This is a genomic window from Nonomuraea sp. NPDC050680 (genome assembly GCF_040654555.1).
Lineage (GTDB): Bacteria > Actinomycetota > Actinomycetes > Streptosporangiales > Streptosporangiaceae > Nonomuraea.
The window spans coordinates 104,319-120,224 of sequence record NZ_JBFAIF010000007.1 but is presented as its reverse complement, the minus strand read 5'-3'; the positions used below and the strand labels follow the sequence as shown (position 1 = coordinate 120,224).

Below are 15,906 nucleotides of genomic sequence, written 5' to 3'. Positions count from 1 at the left end.
CTGCCTCACTCGTCCACGGCACGCCGGTTGGCGCGCAGGTAGAAGATGGCGAACACCAAGGAGATCGCGATCAGGATGTTGCCGAGCGCGGCACCCTGACCGAAGTCGAACTGCTGGAACGACAGGTGGTACGACTGCGTCGCGATGGTCTGGCTGGCGTTGGCCGGGCCGCCGCCGGTCAGTGCCAGGATCACGTCCAGCACCTTGATCGTGTAGACCACGCCGAGCACCAGCACGACGCTCACGACCGGGCGCAGCAACGGCCAGGTCACATACCGGAACCGCTGCCAGCCTCCCGCCCCGTCCAGCGCGGCCGCCTCGTACAGATCCTCCGGGATGTCCTGGAGCCCGCCGTAGAGGATGGTCAGGTTGAACGGGATGCCGACCCAGATGTTCACCAGGATCACCGCCACCAGGGCCAGAGAGGTACTGGTCAGCCAGCCGGGGTGGTCGCTCGCCACTCCGATGGCGGCCAGGAACCGGTTGAGCGCGCCGTTGTCCTTGTCGAGGATCCACCGCCAGACCGCGCCGGAGGCGATCAGCGGGATCAGCCACGGCAGCAGGATCAACGACCGGAGCACACCGTTGAGCGGGAAGCGGCGCCGGAAGAACATCGCCAGGGCCAGACCGATGACGAACTGCCCGGCGATCGAGCCTGCGGTGAACAGGACGGTGTTCAGCATGGCCTTGCCGAACACCGGGGAGGACACCACCTCGGCGTAGTTGGCGAACCCGACCCACGGCGCCTCGCCGGTGTAGAAGGTGCTCGTCGAGTACTCCTGAAAGGCCATCACGAAGTTCTTGACGATCGGGTAGCCGAAGAACGCCACCATGTAGATCACGGCCGGGGCCAGGAACAGCACCTGCGCGGCGCGGCTCTGGAAGCGGAGCGAGTGCCAGAAACGGGGCCCGGCAACGGTCCCGTCATCCGCCAGGCTCGCCGGCGGTGGTGGATCTGTCTGACGTTCCATTGTGGACTGTTGTTGGTGCTCAACCATTCTGGGCCGTTTCCAGGGCCTTGGCCGGTGCGGCCTGGCCGGTCAGCGCGGACTGGAACGCGGTGTAGATCTTCGTGGCCGCCTTCGGCCAGTCCGCGCCGAGTTCGCCGGTGCGGGCCCGTGCGGTCGGGATCTGGTCGACGAATCCGGCCATGTTCGGGTTGCTCGAGCTGAACTTCTCCAGCAGCGCCGTCTTGGTGGGGATGGTCTGGGTGTCCTTGGCGAGGCTGAGCTGGTTGTCGTCGGAGTTGAGACAGGCGACGACCTTGGCGGCCTTGGCCTGCTTGTCCTTGTTCCCGGTCTGCGGCACGGCCCACGTCTCACCGCCGAGCGGCGCGACGATCGGCTTGCCCGCGACCGGTGCCGGGATCTGCGCCACCCCGTACTTGACACTCTTGTCCTCGTCCAACGTGGGGAACTGCCACGGCCCGTTGACCGCCATCGCGGCCTTGCCCGCCCGGAACTGATCGTTGACGTCCGCCTGGGTCCAGTTGAGAGCGGACTTCGACACCGAGCCGTCGTTCATCAGGTCGACCCACAACTGCACGGCCTGCGCGGTCTCCGGCGTCGCGATGTTCTTCTCGTCGCCACCGTTGGACCACATGAACGGCAGGAACTGCCAGGTGCCCTCATAGTTCGCCGGTGCCGAGAACGCCAGCCCGTACGTGCCGCCCGAGGTCAGCTTCTTGGCCGTCGTCTTCAGCTCCGCCCAGGTCGTCGGCGGCGTCACGCCCGCCTTGGCGAGCAGGTCCTTGTTGTAGAACAGCCCGATGGTGTTGGTGATCGGCTGCAGGCCGTACAGCTTGCCCTTGTACGTCGAGGCGTTGACCACGCCATCGACGTACCCGTCGGCCTTGAGCCCGAGGTCGTTCAGCGGAGTGAGGGCGCCGCTCTGGGCGATCTGCTGCAGATCGGGGTTGTCCAGCATGAGGATGTCCGGAAGGGTCCGCGAAGACGCCTGCTGGAGCACCTTCTGGATCAGGGTCGCGCCGGGCACCGCCTCGCGCTGGATGGTGACACCGGCCTGCTTGCCGCAGGCGTCGATGGCCTTCTGCCAGACCGTCTTGCTCGGCTCGTTGTTGTAGTAGTCGAGCACCCGCAGGGTCGAGGAGTCGCCGCCGCCGTTCGAGCCGCCGCCGTTCGAGCCGCCGCCGCAGGCGGTGAGTGCGAGAGACAGAGTGAACATCGAGGCGAACGCGGCCTGGGCTCGGCGGGATCGGGGGGAGCGGATCATGTCGTGTCCTTTCGGATACGGAGAGTTTCCGGGGGGATCGAGCCTGTGTCGATACGTATCGACGGGGGTGGTGTGTGTCCGTCGATACGTATCGACGACGCGGTCGCGGGCCTCTGGCCGAGGCCACCGGTGATCAGTTGGAGGGAGTGGGCATCACGGTCGTACGACGGGTGAGTCGTGGCGCGACCAGGTCGATTACGGGACGTTCCACGCCGGAACCCGGATCGAGTAACCAGAACAGCGTCTCCATCGCGCGCCGCGAGACGTCGCGAGGTTCCTGGGAGACATTCGTGTACGGCGGATCGGACTGTTCGGCCTCACGGTCGGAACTGAGTCCGATGAGGGAGATGTCACGGCCCGGCACGACGTCCCGCTTCCGCAGCGCGTTCAGCAGCGGCACGATCGCGTCGCTGTGCGGCACCACCACGCCGAGACGCCCACCGGTCCGCCGGGCGAGGAGCTGATCGGCCGCGTCGGCCTCCCGTCCATCGACCGGTTCGGTCACCGTCAGCGGAAGGCCGCGCACCTGCGCCTGCCGCCGCGCCGATCGCAGAACGCGGCCGACGTAGTTCAGGCCGCGCTCCATCGCCGGGGCCGGGTAACCCACCACGACGATCTCGTCATGCCCGGTGTCGGCCAGCTCGTCGACGGCCATCCGGGCCGCCGCCTCGAAATCAAGGTCGACGCAGTGCAGCCCGGCCGGGTCGGCCGGCACACCGATGAGCACCACCGGAACGGACAGCGCGGCGGCCACCGGGACCCGGTCGTCCTGCTCCTCGATGTCCATCATGATGATCGCGTCGCACAGGGCCCGTCCGGCGAGGCGCCGCAGACCCGCGGAGCCCTCGTCCGCGGTCACGAGCAGAACCTCGTGATCGTGGGCGCGGGCCGAGTTGGCGATGGTCTCGATGAACGGCAGCAACCCGAAGGCATCGCCGCCGATTCCGAAGCGCACGACCAGACCGACCACCCGGGTACGACGCCCCGCGAGAGACCGGGCGCCTGAGTGCGGCTCGTAGGTGAGTTGTTCCATCGCGTCCAGGACCCGTTGCCGCGTGCGCTCGGAGATGGGTCGCTTGCCGGTCATCACATAGGACACGGTGCTCTGCGAGACACCGGCGATACGCGCGACGTCCTTGCTGGTGAACGCCGCCATGACACCTCCCTGGAGGAAATCGTCGATGCGTATCAATGGCAAGTTCCGACAGGCTACGACTTCGATCGTCCGAGCCGCAAGACATCTCCCTGCAACATTTCCGCCATCCCGCCGCGCCGTCAGAGTGAGCGAGGAATCGTGGCGGCGGGAGGGCATGCGCCCTGGACCGACGAAGGCCCGGCCTCGCCACGGGCACCGGTGCGGCGGCAGACGTTTCTCTGGTTGTGGATCGGTGCGTCTCTGGTTGTGGATCGGCGTGATGATCAGCAGCGTCGGCGCGAGGGCGCAGACGGTGAGCACGCCGGCTATTTATCCGCGATCCGGACGCCGCCATCATCGTCACGCTGGTTCAGACCGCCGGGGTGTCGGCGGAGGCGCTCGACCGCGTGCAGGCGTACCTCGTGGTGGTCGCGGTCCTGCTCAGACCCGGCGTGGAGCGAGGCGGTCTTACCGCCGTTCTCGGTTTGGTTGGGGCCAGGCTCCGACATAGGGCGACCAGCGGGACGGTGTCATCAGCGAGCCTCGCCCGTGAGGATCATCGTCCAAACGTGCTCTGCCACGGCCCGTGGCCATGGCCATGGCCCGGCGTAGAAGACCTTGGGAGATGTGGTCTGGTGCGTGCGACGGATCATGTAGTGGCCGCCGCAGCTCAGCAGCTCATAGACGAGTGCGCGGCAGGAGCAGGTGTAGTCCACTATCCGCTGGCGGACCGGTTCCTCCTTGGTCCAGTCGATGTGCGTCGTGGTGGCGGCGGTGCTGCGGCCTGGCGGGTGGGCGGAGAGTCTTGGACAAGGCCAGGCATCTGCCTCTAGACCTAGAAGCTCAGGCATAGCGGCAACCTCCCCTACCTTGATGTGGCAACGTTCTTGCTGCTCGTTCCTTATGAGCATATGCCTACAAGCTCTTATGAGGTAGTGGGGTTGTGATGATGACGTGTTGTGATCGACTTCGGTTCCGATCGACCTGTGCACCGCCAGCTCGCCGACATCATCCGCGCGGACATCGCAGCGGGACGACTCGAGCCTGGCCAGGCACTCCCGTCAGAGGGCCGGCTGATGCAGGAGTACGAGCTCGGCCGCGTCGCCGTACGGCAGGCACTCGGGGTGCTGCGCAGCGAGGGACTGATCGTCACCGTGAAGCGTGAAGGCTCCTACGTCCGCCCACAGGCCCCCGTCGAACGGGTGGTCGTGGAGGGGCCAGCAGAGGTCACCGCTCGCATGCCCTCCCCAGACGAGCGAAGGGAACTGGACATCCCCGAGGGTGTCCCGGTATTCGTCCTCAGCCGGCCACACAAGCGCAACCGCATCCTGCCTGCCGACCGGACAGCCCTCGTTTGGGGTGCAGAGAGATGACACACGGCCTGACAGTTCAGACAACGAGCAAGCAAAGGCCGACGATGCTAGCGGCGGCCAAAGCCAAGAATGCCGCCCCGATATGGTCGTAGGCCCGGCACACGAGAGTGATCAATTGGGCTCATCCCCGTGTGCGCGAGCAGCACGACGGGGCCCGCCGTAGCGTACAGGAGACACTGGGACCATCCCCGCGCGGGCGGGGATGGTCCCGCCCTGCGCTCAACGCAGGCATACCGTCGATTGTTGCCACTCGTCGGAGTCCAATTGCGGCTTGGGCGGGGCGATGCGGCGGACCAGGTCGAGAGCCTCCTTGCTGGCAGCGGGGATGCGTAAGTCATCAAGGTCAGTGCTGACGACGCGGCGATGCCCCTATTCACTCGGGAAGGTCTCCACATTCACTAATGCGTCCGACTTGGCCAACGACTCCTTTACTCGCTCCAAAACCTGCGAGTCGTCTTCAAAATAGGCAGCATCAAAAGGGCGTATAGCCAAATAGGCACCTGGCCGATTCGCGGAATCCAGTGTCACTATCGTCGGCCGATTGTCCGTAGAAATATTCCACCCGCGACGCGCTAGAATTTTTACAGCTTCATTAAGCGCATTCCTTTTTTTTGGGGTAGTGACATCGACTACTATCGTGTTGACGACTTCGATGTCTCCGTCTACGTCGCCTTCACGAGTAGTCTCAGCAACCACCTTTCCAATGCTGCGCACGTCATCAAGAACTCTCGAATCGACCTGGAATCTCGTGGGCCCACATCCCGATAAGAGAAGGCAGGAGCTTAAAATAATAAGTGCCAGCGTACTGCGCGCTCCACCGTTGGATCTGCTTCGAGTCAGCATAATTCTCCGAGCATCCCTTTTTAATTGCACGTCCGGCGGTTCGACCTGACGCATGTCCAGTACTTGGCAGCCGCTCCTCCGATTGCCCAGGCATCCTCGAGATAATCTTGTCGAGCTATCGCAATATTCCCATCTGTTGCGCCGAGCCTCCCGCCTTCCATCCACGCTCGGTAGTTTTTGAAACTCAGCGAGGGGAGCATCCCTTGCTCCAATTCCGCCCAGTATGTTTTGGGATCCACGGTAACCCCTGAGCAGCCACAATAAGCTACACAATCCGCAACCTCAAAGTCAATGGAAAATGGAAAGGTTACGCATACGCCCGAGGAATCCACTTCGGCGGCATAAAGGGCAAAGTCACAGGAAACTTCCTGAGCCCCTGCAATGAATGGTTCACCGAAATCAACGACATCCAGCTAAACATCGGCAGCGACATCAAAAGGCGCAAGTTCCCCACCCTCTTCTAGAAGAAGATCTCCCAACGTGTCTCACAAGATATCCTCTGAAAGAATCCTGCTGATCCTCGCATCGCTGGCGCTACTGGCGCTAACCGGATGCGTCGGCCAGGAGAAGTGGTATCCAATTTCCTCGATCAAGGTGTCCGCCAACCAGCAAAACATCGTGGCCGAGCTCCTATTCAGCGACAAGCGCGAGGATGGAACCTTTTGTGAGAAGGTCGTAGACACGGAGGTCACCGAGTCCGCTTCCCATGTGGTCGTCGGCGTTGGGTGGAAAACTCCTGTGGCTCTCTCCCTCCTTGGGAGGAGAGACCCACAAAAGACATTGGGTACGCCTATCCCGTGCAGCTGCGTCTTACACAGCCGCTCGCCCAACGGACAGTCCGCGACAAGTCCAACGATATGAAGATCCCGGTGACCAATGACTGAACCTGGGTCCACGAGTCAACGGCCAAGGGCGTGTGGCTCTGGCGCGAAGTGTGCGCCGCGATCACGGGCAGCGGCGTGGCTCTCGCTTGGCATTGATCGCGATGGGGTAACGGGCCGCACATGAGTACGGGCCGCTCCGTGATGATCGGGTTCGACCAAGATCTTGATCGTCACCAGAGCGGCCGCGGAGTTCATTGTGCAGCATGCCGGGTCCCCGGCAGGCCAAGCCTGCCTGCAGATCTTCTTTCCCCACCTGACCGAGCTGGTTGTCGAGGAACTGATTGATCGCGGCGGTTGTGTGCTGATCAAAGCAATGGATTGGCTTAAGCGGCCGTTTCATGGTCCTCGTCCAGGTTGTTGATCAGGGGGATTAGCCAACCCGCATTGACCGGCCCCATGGCAGTGTCCAGTTCGGATGGGGTGGGAAGGCGGTCGAGCAGGGTGGTCGGGGACAGGAGTTGCTGCAGGGCGTGCATGAGCAGGTTGGCCATCGAGTAGCTCGGGTCGGCGGTCAGGGCGCGTTCGAGGGCGATGGTGGCCAGGACGCTGTCGCCCGTGCGCCAGGAGGCCATGGCCAGCAAGGAGGCGGCCGGTGGGGTGAAGCGTGGTTCCAGGCGGCGGGTGAGGTCTTTCCAGAGGGCGGCGTGGGAGTCGCCGGCGAGGGTCCAGGCTTCGTCGCGGATTCTGATCACCGCCAGGTCGAGACCGAGTCTGGCGGCTTCGGCGTCGTCCAGGCTGCCACCGGCGGCGTGGGTGGCCAGGGCGGCGCGGACTCTGACCAGCCCCCGGGTGACGAACTGCTGGGCGAACGCGTTCGCGTCCGTGGCCTCCATCAGCCGGGTGCGGAACTCGGCGACGGCCTCCGCCGTGGCGCGGCGCATCGACACCCGGACGGGGCCGGTGAGCGGGGCGATGGTGCGTTCCAGACTCTGGCGGTCGGGCAGGGCCACCAGGCCGTGCACGGTGGCCTCGGCGGCGATCTGGCTGGTCGAGAGGTCGTACGGAGTGCCTTCGGGAGGACAGCAGCGGGGCACGTCGCATACGTACGACCAGTAGCGGCCGCCCTCAGCCCGCAGGGCCTCGTCCACGCCGACACCTGCCCGGGCAGCCAGTTGGCGGGCCTCGTCCACGGCCGGGGTGACCCGGTCTCCTGAGCCGTAGCCGATCAGGATGATGTGGGTGATGGCCTCCCGATCGAACAGCGCCGACAAAGGCTCCAGCGTGCCCGGCGGGAACGGCAATGGCCAGCGGGTCGCCAGCTTGGCCTGGCCATGGGTGAGGCCGAGCACGATGAGGCTGTCGACCGGGTGGAATCCCACGAGGTAGGGCACCGCGGCAAGGACGTCGGTGGGGCTGGTCAGGGTCAGGCAGGGCGCGGAGGCGTTGGTCGTCATGAGGCATGAGGGTGCCCGGACGGAGGGTGTCTCCGATGCGCCGAACCGCGTTCTGGGGATAAGGGGATGGACAACTGAGTCGGGGCCGCGCGGGGTCAACGACTACTGGATGAGGGCGGGGTCGTGGATGATCGCGGGAGGCCAGGGGACGGAGGTCGAGGGGGTCAGGGGGTGGAGGTCGGGGGGACGGGAGTTGGGGCCAGGCGGTTGCGGACGAACAGGGCCGCCCCTGCCACCCCCGCCGGCATCGCGACAACCGCCACAAAAGGCACCAGGAACAGCAAGAACACCACCACCCCGAACCCCAACGCCCCCGCCTTGTTCCCCCGCAGCAGGGCGAACCGCTCCTTACGCGCCATCCCCCGCCGTTCCAGCGCCAGCGTCGTCAGCTCCACCGTCAGGAAGAACCCGGAGACCATGGCCCCCAGCACCGGCACCACCGTCTGCCCGACCACCGGCACGAATCCCAGGAAGAACAGCGGCACGGTGAAAAGCAGCACATACCCCAACGTCACCAGACTGTCCCGCAGAGACCGGGGCAAGGTACGCCACCACGGCTGCTCCTCCGCCCCCGGCAACGGATCCACCGTGGCGGACAGTTTCTCGTAGAACGGCTCCCCGATCGCCAGCGTGAGCGCCGTGAAGGTCAGCACCGCCAGCGCCAGCCCGCCGAGGACCAGCGCGATCGCGATCAGCGTACGGAAGAGGTCCCGCCACCCCCACGTGTCGGCGAACGGCGTAAGAAATTCCGCCATGTCGGACGCGTTCGTGCCGAGGAAGACCAACGCCACCACGTACACCACGAAAGCCAGCAGCGCCGGGATCAACCCGAACAGCCACCACCGGCCATGCTTGGCGACCCAGCCCACACCCTGAAAGAAGAAGCCGACGCCCGCCAAGAAGTCGCGTACTGATCGCATGCCCGGCACGCTAGCGCCAGAACGACGTCACCGCGTAGCCCAGTTCGCCGAAAAGTTCGCGGAGCAGCGGCAGCGAGATGCCGAGCACGTTGCCGTGGTCGCCCTCGATGCCGTCGACGAACCAGCCGCCCCGCCCCTCGATGCTGAACGCCCCGGCCAGGCCGAGCGGCTCACCGGTGTCGGCGTAGGCGGCTATCTCCTCGTCAGACGGCCGGCCGAAGTGAATCACGGTGGTGGACACCTCGGCCACCTGCCGGCCGGCGGGTACGTCGATGACGCAGTGGCCGGTCACCAGGCGTCCGGTCCGGCCGCGCATCATCCGCCACCGCTCGGCCACCTCCTCGGCCGTGGCCGGCTTGCCGTACGGCCTGCCGTCGAGCTCCAGGATCGAGTCGCAGCCGATGACCAGGCCCTCGTCGAGCCCGCTCGCGACCGCCGACGCCTTGGCCTTGGCCAGCTCAAGGGCGAGCGCGGCGGGCGAGTAGGCGGAGTAGGCCTCCTCGTCGACGCCGCTGACGATCACCTTGGGGTCGAGTCCGGCGCTGCGGAGCAGGGCCAGCCGGGCAGGGGACGCTGAGGCCAGGATGATCACCGCACCAGCTTACCGTTCACCGGTCGAAGTTCGGCTGCCCGGGTACGTCCATGGAATCGCCATCGAAGATCGAGCCGAGCAGCTCGCCCAGCTCGGCGGGAAGGGTGGCGCTCTCCTGGTTCAGGGTGTCGGCGACGGCCCCGGCCTCCATCCGACCGCGGGTCGCCCGCCCGGCCAGCAGCGACATGATCATGGGCGCGATCAGCGGCAGCAACCTCATGATCGTGCGAGCGTCGATCCCCACCAGCCGTGACAACCCCTCGGCCGCCTGCTCGGTGCCCTGCCCGCCGAGTACGTGCCCCAGGATGCTCTGCCCATCACGCGACAGCGACGCCACGTCACCGTTGAACGGGTCCGCGTCCACATGGTCGTCGAGAGCGGCGCACAGCGCCTCCGCACCTTCAGGGTGCGTGGCGTTGCGCGCCAGGCCGCCGATGATGGTGCCGGACACCGTCGTGAGCACGATGCGGGCCGTCGCGGTGTCCGTGCCGAGCAGCCCGGCGACCTCCTCCAGCCCGGCATCGCCGAGCTCTGCGAGAAGCTCGTCGTTGAGTGTCACATCGGAGACCTGCCCGGCACGGCCTCAATTTACGTTCCGGGCTTGCCCAAGTCCCCGGAAAGCCCGGCGGCGGCGTAGGCGCTCGCCTCGTCCAGCGTCTCGTGCTCCAGCAGGGCGGCGACGATGGCGTCGAGCTTGTCGCGGTTCTCGCCGAGGACGCGCAGCGCGCGCTCGTAGCACTCGTCCACGATCCGCCGCGCCTCCTCGTCGACAGTGGCGAGCATGGCGGGCGAGGCCTGCGGCGGCTGACCGTCGCTGGGCAGGATGGTCAGCGGCCCGACCTTCTCCGACATGCCCCAGCGCCCGACCATGCCGCGGGCGATCATGGTGACCTGCTCCAGGTCATTCTCGGCGCCGGTGGTGATCACGCCGAACACCACCTGCTCGGCCGCCATCCCGCCGAGCGCGCCGGTGATGCGCCCGCGGAGATACTGCTCGTCGTAGGCGTAACGATCGGTGTCGGGCGTGGACAGCGTGACGCCGAGGGCCCGCCCGCGCGGGATGATCGAGATCTTCCTGACCGGGTCGGCGCCCGGCTGCAGCATGCCGAGCAGCGCGTGGCCGGCCTCATGGAAGGCGGTTCTGGTGCGCTCCTCCTCCGGCATCACGATGCTGCGCGCCGCGCCGAGCTGCAGCTTCTCCAGCGCGTCGGCGAAGTCGGCGATGCCGACCTTCTCCTTGCCGCGCTTGGCGGCCAGGAGCGCGCCCTCGTTGACGAGGTTCGCCAGGTCGGCGCCGGTCATGCCGGGCGTGGTCTTGGCGATCTGGTCGAGGCTGACCTCGCCGTCGAGCGGCACGCTTCTGCTGTGTACGGCCAGGATCGCGGTACGTCCGGCGGCGTCGGGCAACCCCACCTGCACCGTGCGGTCGAACCGGCCCGGCCGCAGCAGGGCCGGGTCGAGGATCTCCGGCCGGTTCGTGGCCCCGATGACGATGACGCCCTCGACGCCGGAGAAGCCGTCCATCTCGGTGAGGATCTGGTTGAGCGTCTGCTCGCGCTCGTCGTGCCCGCCGATGCCGCCGGCGCCGCCCCTGGCCCGGCCGATGGCGTCGATCTCGTCGATGAACACGATCGAGGGGGCGACCTTGCGCGCCTCCTCGAACAGGTCGCGTACGCGTGACGCGCCCACGCCGACGATCATCTCGATGAACTCCGACGCGCTGGCGGAGAAGAACGGCACGTTCGCCTCACCGGCCACGGCGCGGGCCAGCAGCGTCTTGCCGGTGCCGGGAGGTCCAGCGAGCAGCACGCCCTTGGGCAGCTTGGCGCCGAGCCTGCGGTATTTGTCGGGGTCCTTCAGGTAGTCGACGACCTCGACGAGCTCGTTCTCGACCTCGTCGATGCCCGCCACGTCCGCGAACGTGGCCCGCACCTGACCCGCTTCGACCGGCTTGGCCGCCTTGGACCGGCCGAGGCCGCTCAGCCCGCCGCCGCCCATCATGCTGGCGCCGCGGCGCATGACCCAGATCCAGAGCCCTGCCAGCAGCAGAACGGGGAGCAGGGAGAGCAGCAGGTTCACGAAGAAGCCGCGCCCGCCGTTGATCGGGTCGGCCTTGATGTCGACCCCGCTGCTCTCCAGCTGCTGGTAAAGCTGATCGTTGTTGGCGAAGGCGGGGATCTCCGTCTTGAACTTCGTGTACGACTTGTTGCCGCTGTCCGGATCCTTGGCCGCGGCTCGCAGATCGCCCTCGACCGACAGGCCCGTGGCGTAGATGTCCTTGACGTTCTTCGAGGTCACCTGCTTGGTGAACTCGGTGTAGGACACCGTCTCGACGGAGCCGTTGTCGAAGAAGGAGGAGACCAGGAAGAACGCCGCGTAGACGACGAGCAGCGTGACGACGAAGCGCCACCAGTTGATCTTCGGGCGACCGCCGCCGGACGAGCCGGGCAGCCCTTCCGCGCGCCAGGGCGGCTTGGGCTTGTCTCTGTCAGGCGCCTGCGGCTGTCCCGAGCGTTTGTCAGGCGCCTTCGGCTGACCTGGGCGTTCCACGGCGTCACTCCCCCATATCGCCGTACATGATCTTCTAGCCTAGAACACGCACCCCGGAAACCACGCGCGTGATGTCACGCCACCTGTTCCGCTGCGACTCCGGCACTGTCACGAACGCCAGCCCCGGCTTGGCCATTCCCCCGTCGAGCACGACCACAGCCGCCCGCGAGACGTGCTTGCCGTACCTGACCAGGTACGTGAGCAGCCAGCCGCCCTTGATCGGCTGGGAGACCTGCCAGCGGATCCGGCCGCCCTCGGGATGGTGGTTGAGCGTCCAGCGGGCGGCGAGCAGCGCGGTGTCGCGCGCCGACTTCTGCTCCTCGATCGGGAGCGGGCAGGTGACGAGCATGCCCCGCTGGTTCGAGCCGCGCTTCAGCGGGAGCACCTGCTTGCTGGTGAACGGCGCCGCTTGGTGCGCCTTCCACGGCCTGCCGAGCCTGGGCACGACCAGGCCGGTCCGCCGGTCCTTGACCACTCCCCTGCCGGGCTTGGTCATCTTCAGCCGCGCGACCTTCTTCGGCAGCTTGGGGACCCGGGGGTCGGCGTACAGGGCCTCCATGGCGGTGTATCCGGGCGCCAGCGACGGGCCGGGAGTCGGCGTGGCCTGGGGAGCGGCCGCCGCCGCGGAGTCCACCGGCGAGGGCGTCACCGACGGCTCGGACGAAGCGGAGGGGGAGGCCGTAAGCCCGGATGCGGTCGGCACGGACGAGGTCGGCACGGTCGATGGCGCGGCAACCGGCCGTGCGGCGACCTCGTCCGGCCGCGACGGGAGCAGCATGACCAGCGTGACAGTGACGACCGCCACCGCGGTCACGACCGCGAGCCCCCGGTATAGATCCCGCATCCGAAGATCGCCGATGCGGGATCGCCTGGGTGAAGAAACAGGGGTTCCCGGCCTGGCAGCAGTTCTCACACGGGAACCTTCGGTCCCATCATCCCCATCGAGCACGATCGGGAGCGTACGACAAATCCCGCCATTCCGCTTATGAAGCGGCCGAAGTGTCATCATGGCTTCGTGGAACAGGTGGAGCTCCGATTCGACCCGGCCTCGCAAGCCTCCCAAACGCACACGAACCTCTCCGCGTTACGGCACGACGGCAGCGGCCTGTGGGTGGCCGGGGACGAGACCGCCACCATCGAGCATCTGGCCTGGACCGGCGTGAACTACGCGGGTCAGCGCACCTTCCGGCTGGCCGACTACGTAAGGCTGCCCGCCGGCCCTGAGGAAGAGGCGGACATCGAGGGCCTGGCCAGGGCCGACGGCCACCTGTGGGCCATCGGCTCGCACAGTCTCAAGCGCCGCCGCGTCAAATCGACCAAGGACCCGGCCAAGGCCGTCAAACGGCTGGCGACCGTGGTCCGCGAGGAGAACCGCTTCATCCTGGTACGCCTGCCGCTCGACCCCGCCACCAACGCCCCGCTGCCGGGCGCGATCCTCTCGGGCCAGGACAACATCGCCGCCCATCTGGCGGACGACCCGCACCTCGCGCCGTTCCTCGCGCTGCCCGGCAAGGACAACGGCCTCGACATCGAGGGCATCGCGGTGCTGGACGAGCGGGTCTACCTCGGACTCCGCGGCCCCGTGCTGCGCGGCTGGGCGGTGGTCCTGGAGATCAGGCCCATCGAGGCCCACCCGGGCCGGCTACGGCTGCGCGAGCCGTATCGCAAGCACTTCCTGGACCTGGGCGGGCTGGGCGTGCGGGACCTGTGCCCGTACGGCCGCGACGTGCTGCTGCTGGCCGGGCCGAGCATGAGCCTCGACGGGCCGGTGCGCGTGCTGCGCTGGCGGGTTCACCGAGCGGGCGAGGTGGTCGCGGCGGACGAGCTGGAGACGGTCGCCGAGCTGCCGTACGGCATCGGCTGCGACCATCCGGAAGGGCTGGCCGTGCTGGCGGACGGCCGGCTGATGATCGTCTACGACAGCCCGTCGCCCGCCCGGATCACCCCGGCGGGCGGCGTCCTGGCCGACGTGATCGAGATCTAGCGCCCATCATGACCGCCGGCGCCCATCATGACCGCCGGCGCCCGTCACGACCGCGCCCGTCACGACCGGGCGACCCGCCCGTACAGCCACGGCGCATCGGCGACGAACGTGCACGAACCCGGCTCGATCTCGGTGAACCCGGCGTCCCGCACCACGGGCAGCCCGGCGGCCACCTTCGCCTGGAAGTCGGCCGCCGCCGCGGTGCGCACCGTCACGGCCAGCCCGGCCGCCCGCCACGCGGCGCGCTCGGCCTCGTCGCTGGCCCACCAGGCGAGCTGGGCGGCGTGCCCGGCCTGGGCCATGGCCTTGCCCGCCGACATGGCGAGCCCGGGGTTGGCCCACAGGATCGGCGGCTCCGCGGGCGCGAGGTCGCCGGTGTCGGTCAGCTCGGTGCCCGACACCTGCAACCGAGCGAGGTCTCTGGGCCAGTCGTCGAGCGGCACGGGCGGGTGCACGCGCACCTCGGCCGTACGGTGCTCGACGGTACGGCCGGCCAGCGCCAGCGCCCTGCGCCACTCGGCGCCCCTGGCCCGGCGCACGACCTTGCGGATCCTGCCGGTGGACTGCCAGGCGTACAGCTCCGCACCCCACTCGCCGGGGTCGTCGAGCAGGCTCAGCACGGCCATCGCGGCCGCCTCCAAAGCGTCGGTACGCTCGGGCGGCGTCGCTCTCTCGATCCTGACCACCAGCGGCAGGACCATCAACTCTGGCTCACTCATCGCCCCTTAGCATGCCCGATGGCCAGGGACATGCCGGCGGCCAGGAGGCAGAGCGCGCCCGAGACGTACCAGGCCAGGTCGTAAGCGCCCAGGTGGTCGCGGGTGAGCCCGGCGCCCACGGCGGCGAACGCGGCGCCGATCTGGTGCGAGCCGAACACCCAGCCGAACACGATCGCGCCGTCCGCCCCGTAGATCCGGCGGCACAGCGCCACGGTCGGCGGCACGGTCGCCACCCAGTCGAGCCCGTAGAACACGATGAAGATCAGCATGCTGGGCTCGGTCGTGGCCGCGAACAGCCCCGGCAGCACCATCAGCGACAGCCCGCGCAGCCCGTAGTAGACGCCGAGCAGGACCTTCGGATTCACCTTGTCGCTGAGCCAGCCGGAGGCGATCGTGCCCGCGATGTCGAAGATCCCGATGATCGCGAGCAGCCCCGCCGCGACCGGCTCGGCCATGCCGTGGTCGTGCGCGGCGGGGATGAAGTGGGTGCCGACCAGGCCGTTCGTACTGGCGCCGCAGATGGCGAAGCCGCCCGCCAGGAACCAGAACGCCCGGGTCCGCGCCGCCGACCTGAGCACCGTGAGCGCCCGCACGGCCGCGTTCTGCTGGACGGGCTGGGTACGGACGACACCGGGCTCCGCCCCCAGCGCCGTGGTGCCCACGTCCTCCGGACGGTCACGCATCAGCCACCACACGAACGGCACCACCGCCAGCGCGGCTCCCGCCACGGTCAGCGAGGCCACCCGCCACCCCGGCCCCTCGGCCAGCTGGGCGAGCACCGGCAGGAAGATCAACTGGCCGGTGGCGCCGGCCGCGGTGAGCACACCGGTGACGAGCCCGCGGTGCCGTACGAACCACCGGTCGGTCACCGTCGCCACGAACACCAGCGCCATGGACCCCGTGCCCAGCCCGACGAACACGCCCCAGAACAGCAGCAGCTGCCAGCTCGCCGTCATCAGCACCGTGAGCCCGCTGCCGATGGCCACCAGCAGCAGCGCGAGCGACACCACCCGCCGCATCCCGAACCGGTCCATCAGGGCGGCCGCGAACGGCGCGGTCAGGCCGTAGAGCACCAGGTTGACCGACACCGCGAGCGAGATCGTGCCCTTGGTCCAGCCGAACTCCTCCTGGAGCGGAGTGATCAGCACACCGGGAGTGGCACGGAACCCGGCCGCCCCGAGAATAGCCACGAACGCGACGGCCGCGACGAACCAGGCCCGATGCAGCCGCCTGGTCCGGGTGGTGGTGCTTATGGTCATCCGCTAATCCTGATTTATCCG

The 15,906-nt window shown here is 67.7% G+C and carries 13 protein-coding genes; 2 read left to right on the top strand and 11 right to left on the bottom strand.

The features are described from left to right. Positions 1–5 precede the first annotated feature (5 nt). The 3 genes from AB0H88_RS24950 to AB0H88_RS24940 form a co-directional block, all read right to left on the bottom strand. On the bottom strand, positions 6–971 hold the full coding sequence (locus AB0H88_RS24950; RefSeq protein WP_357648258.1) for a sugar ABC transporter permease: 966 nt from the start codon (positions 969–971) through the stop codon (positions 6–8). 19 nt (positions 972–990) lie between these two features. After that, positions 991–2,232: an ABC transporter substrate-binding protein gene (locus tag AB0H88_RS24945; RefSeq protein WP_357648257.1), complete on the bottom strand. Its 1,242-nt coding sequence runs from the start codon at positions 2,230–2,232 to the stop codon at positions 991–993. 133 nt (positions 2,233–2,365) lie between these two features. Further along, positions 2,366–3,388, bottom strand: coding sequence for a LacI family DNA-binding transcriptional regulator (locus tag AB0H88_RS24940; RefSeq protein ID WP_357648255.1), 1,023 nt, complete (start codon positions 3,386–3,388; stop codon positions 2,366–2,368). A 965-nt stretch (positions 3,389–4,353) separates the two neighbouring features. On the opposite strand from AB0H88_RS24940, the gene AB0H88_RS24935 reads away from it, so the two are divergent. Further along, complete coding sequence (locus AB0H88_RS24935) at positions 4,354–4,740, top strand: GntR family transcriptional regulator (RefSeq protein WP_357648253.1); 387 nt, start codon at positions 4,354–4,356, stop codon at positions 4,738–4,740. Positions 4,741–6,790: 2,050 nt separating this feature from the next. Here the strand turns inward: AB0H88_RS24935 and AB0H88_RS24930 are convergent. The 6 genes from AB0H88_RS24930 to AB0H88_RS24905 all read right to left on the bottom strand — a co-directional run bounded on the left by AB0H88_RS24930 (position 6,791) and on the right by AB0H88_RS24905 (position 12,767). Beyond that, positions 6,791–7,861, bottom strand: coding sequence for a DUF4192 domain-containing protein (locus AB0H88_RS24930; protein ID WP_357648252.1), 1,071 nt, complete (start codon positions 7,859–7,861; stop codon positions 6,791–6,793). Positions 7,862–8,025: 164 nt separating this feature from the next. Next, positions 8,026–8,781, bottom strand: a complete 756-nt coding sequence (locus AB0H88_RS24925; RefSeq protein ID WP_357648250.1) for an EI24 domain-containing protein — start codon at positions 8,779–8,781, stop codon at positions 8,026–8,028. Between the two features lie 10 nt (positions 8,782–8,791). After that, positions 8,792–9,373, bottom strand: a complete 582-nt coding sequence (locus tag AB0H88_RS24920) for a nucleoside triphosphate pyrophosphatase (RefSeq protein WP_357648248.1) — start codon at positions 9,371–9,373, stop codon at positions 8,792–8,794. 16 nt (positions 9,374–9,389) lie between these two features. Then, positions 9,390–9,932, bottom strand: a complete 543-nt coding sequence (locus AB0H88_RS24915) for a DUF937 domain-containing protein (protein ID WP_357648246.1) — start codon at positions 9,930–9,932, stop codon at positions 9,390–9,392. Positions 9,933–9,961: 29 nt separating this feature from the next. After that, entirely contained in the window at positions 9,962–11,923 is a 1,962-nt protein-coding gene (gene ftsH / locus AB0H88_RS24910; RefSeq protein ID WP_357648244.1) for an ATP-dependent zinc metalloprotease FtsH, read from the bottom strand. 34 nt (positions 11,924–11,957) lie between these two features. Beyond that, entirely contained in the window at positions 11,958–12,767 is an 810-nt protein-coding gene (locus tag AB0H88_RS24905; RefSeq protein WP_357648242.1) for a hypothetical protein, read from the bottom strand. Between the two features lie 171 nt (positions 12,768–12,938). On the opposite strand from AB0H88_RS24905, the gene AB0H88_RS24900 reads away from it, so the two are divergent. Continuing rightward, positions 12,939–13,907: a DUF3616 domain-containing protein gene (locus AB0H88_RS24900; RefSeq protein ID WP_357648240.1), complete on the top strand. Its 969-nt coding sequence runs from the start codon at positions 12,939–12,941 to the stop codon at positions 13,905–13,907. 59 nt (positions 13,908–13,966) lie between these two features. Here AB0H88_RS24900 and AB0H88_RS24895 read toward each other — a convergent pair whose 3' ends face one another. After that, complete coding sequence (locus AB0H88_RS24895; RefSeq protein WP_357648238.1) at positions 13,967–14,626, bottom strand: peptidyl-tRNA hydrolase; 660 nt, start codon at positions 14,624–14,626, stop codon at positions 13,967–13,969. Beyond that, on the bottom strand, positions 14,623–15,885 hold the full coding sequence (locus tag AB0H88_RS24890) for an MFS transporter (RefSeq protein ID WP_357648236.1): 1,263 nt from the start codon (positions 15,883–15,885) through the stop codon (positions 14,623–14,625). Before AB0H88_RS24890 ends, AB0H88_RS24895 begins: the two co-directional genes overlap by 4 nt. Positions 15,886–15,906 lie beyond the last annotated feature (21 nt).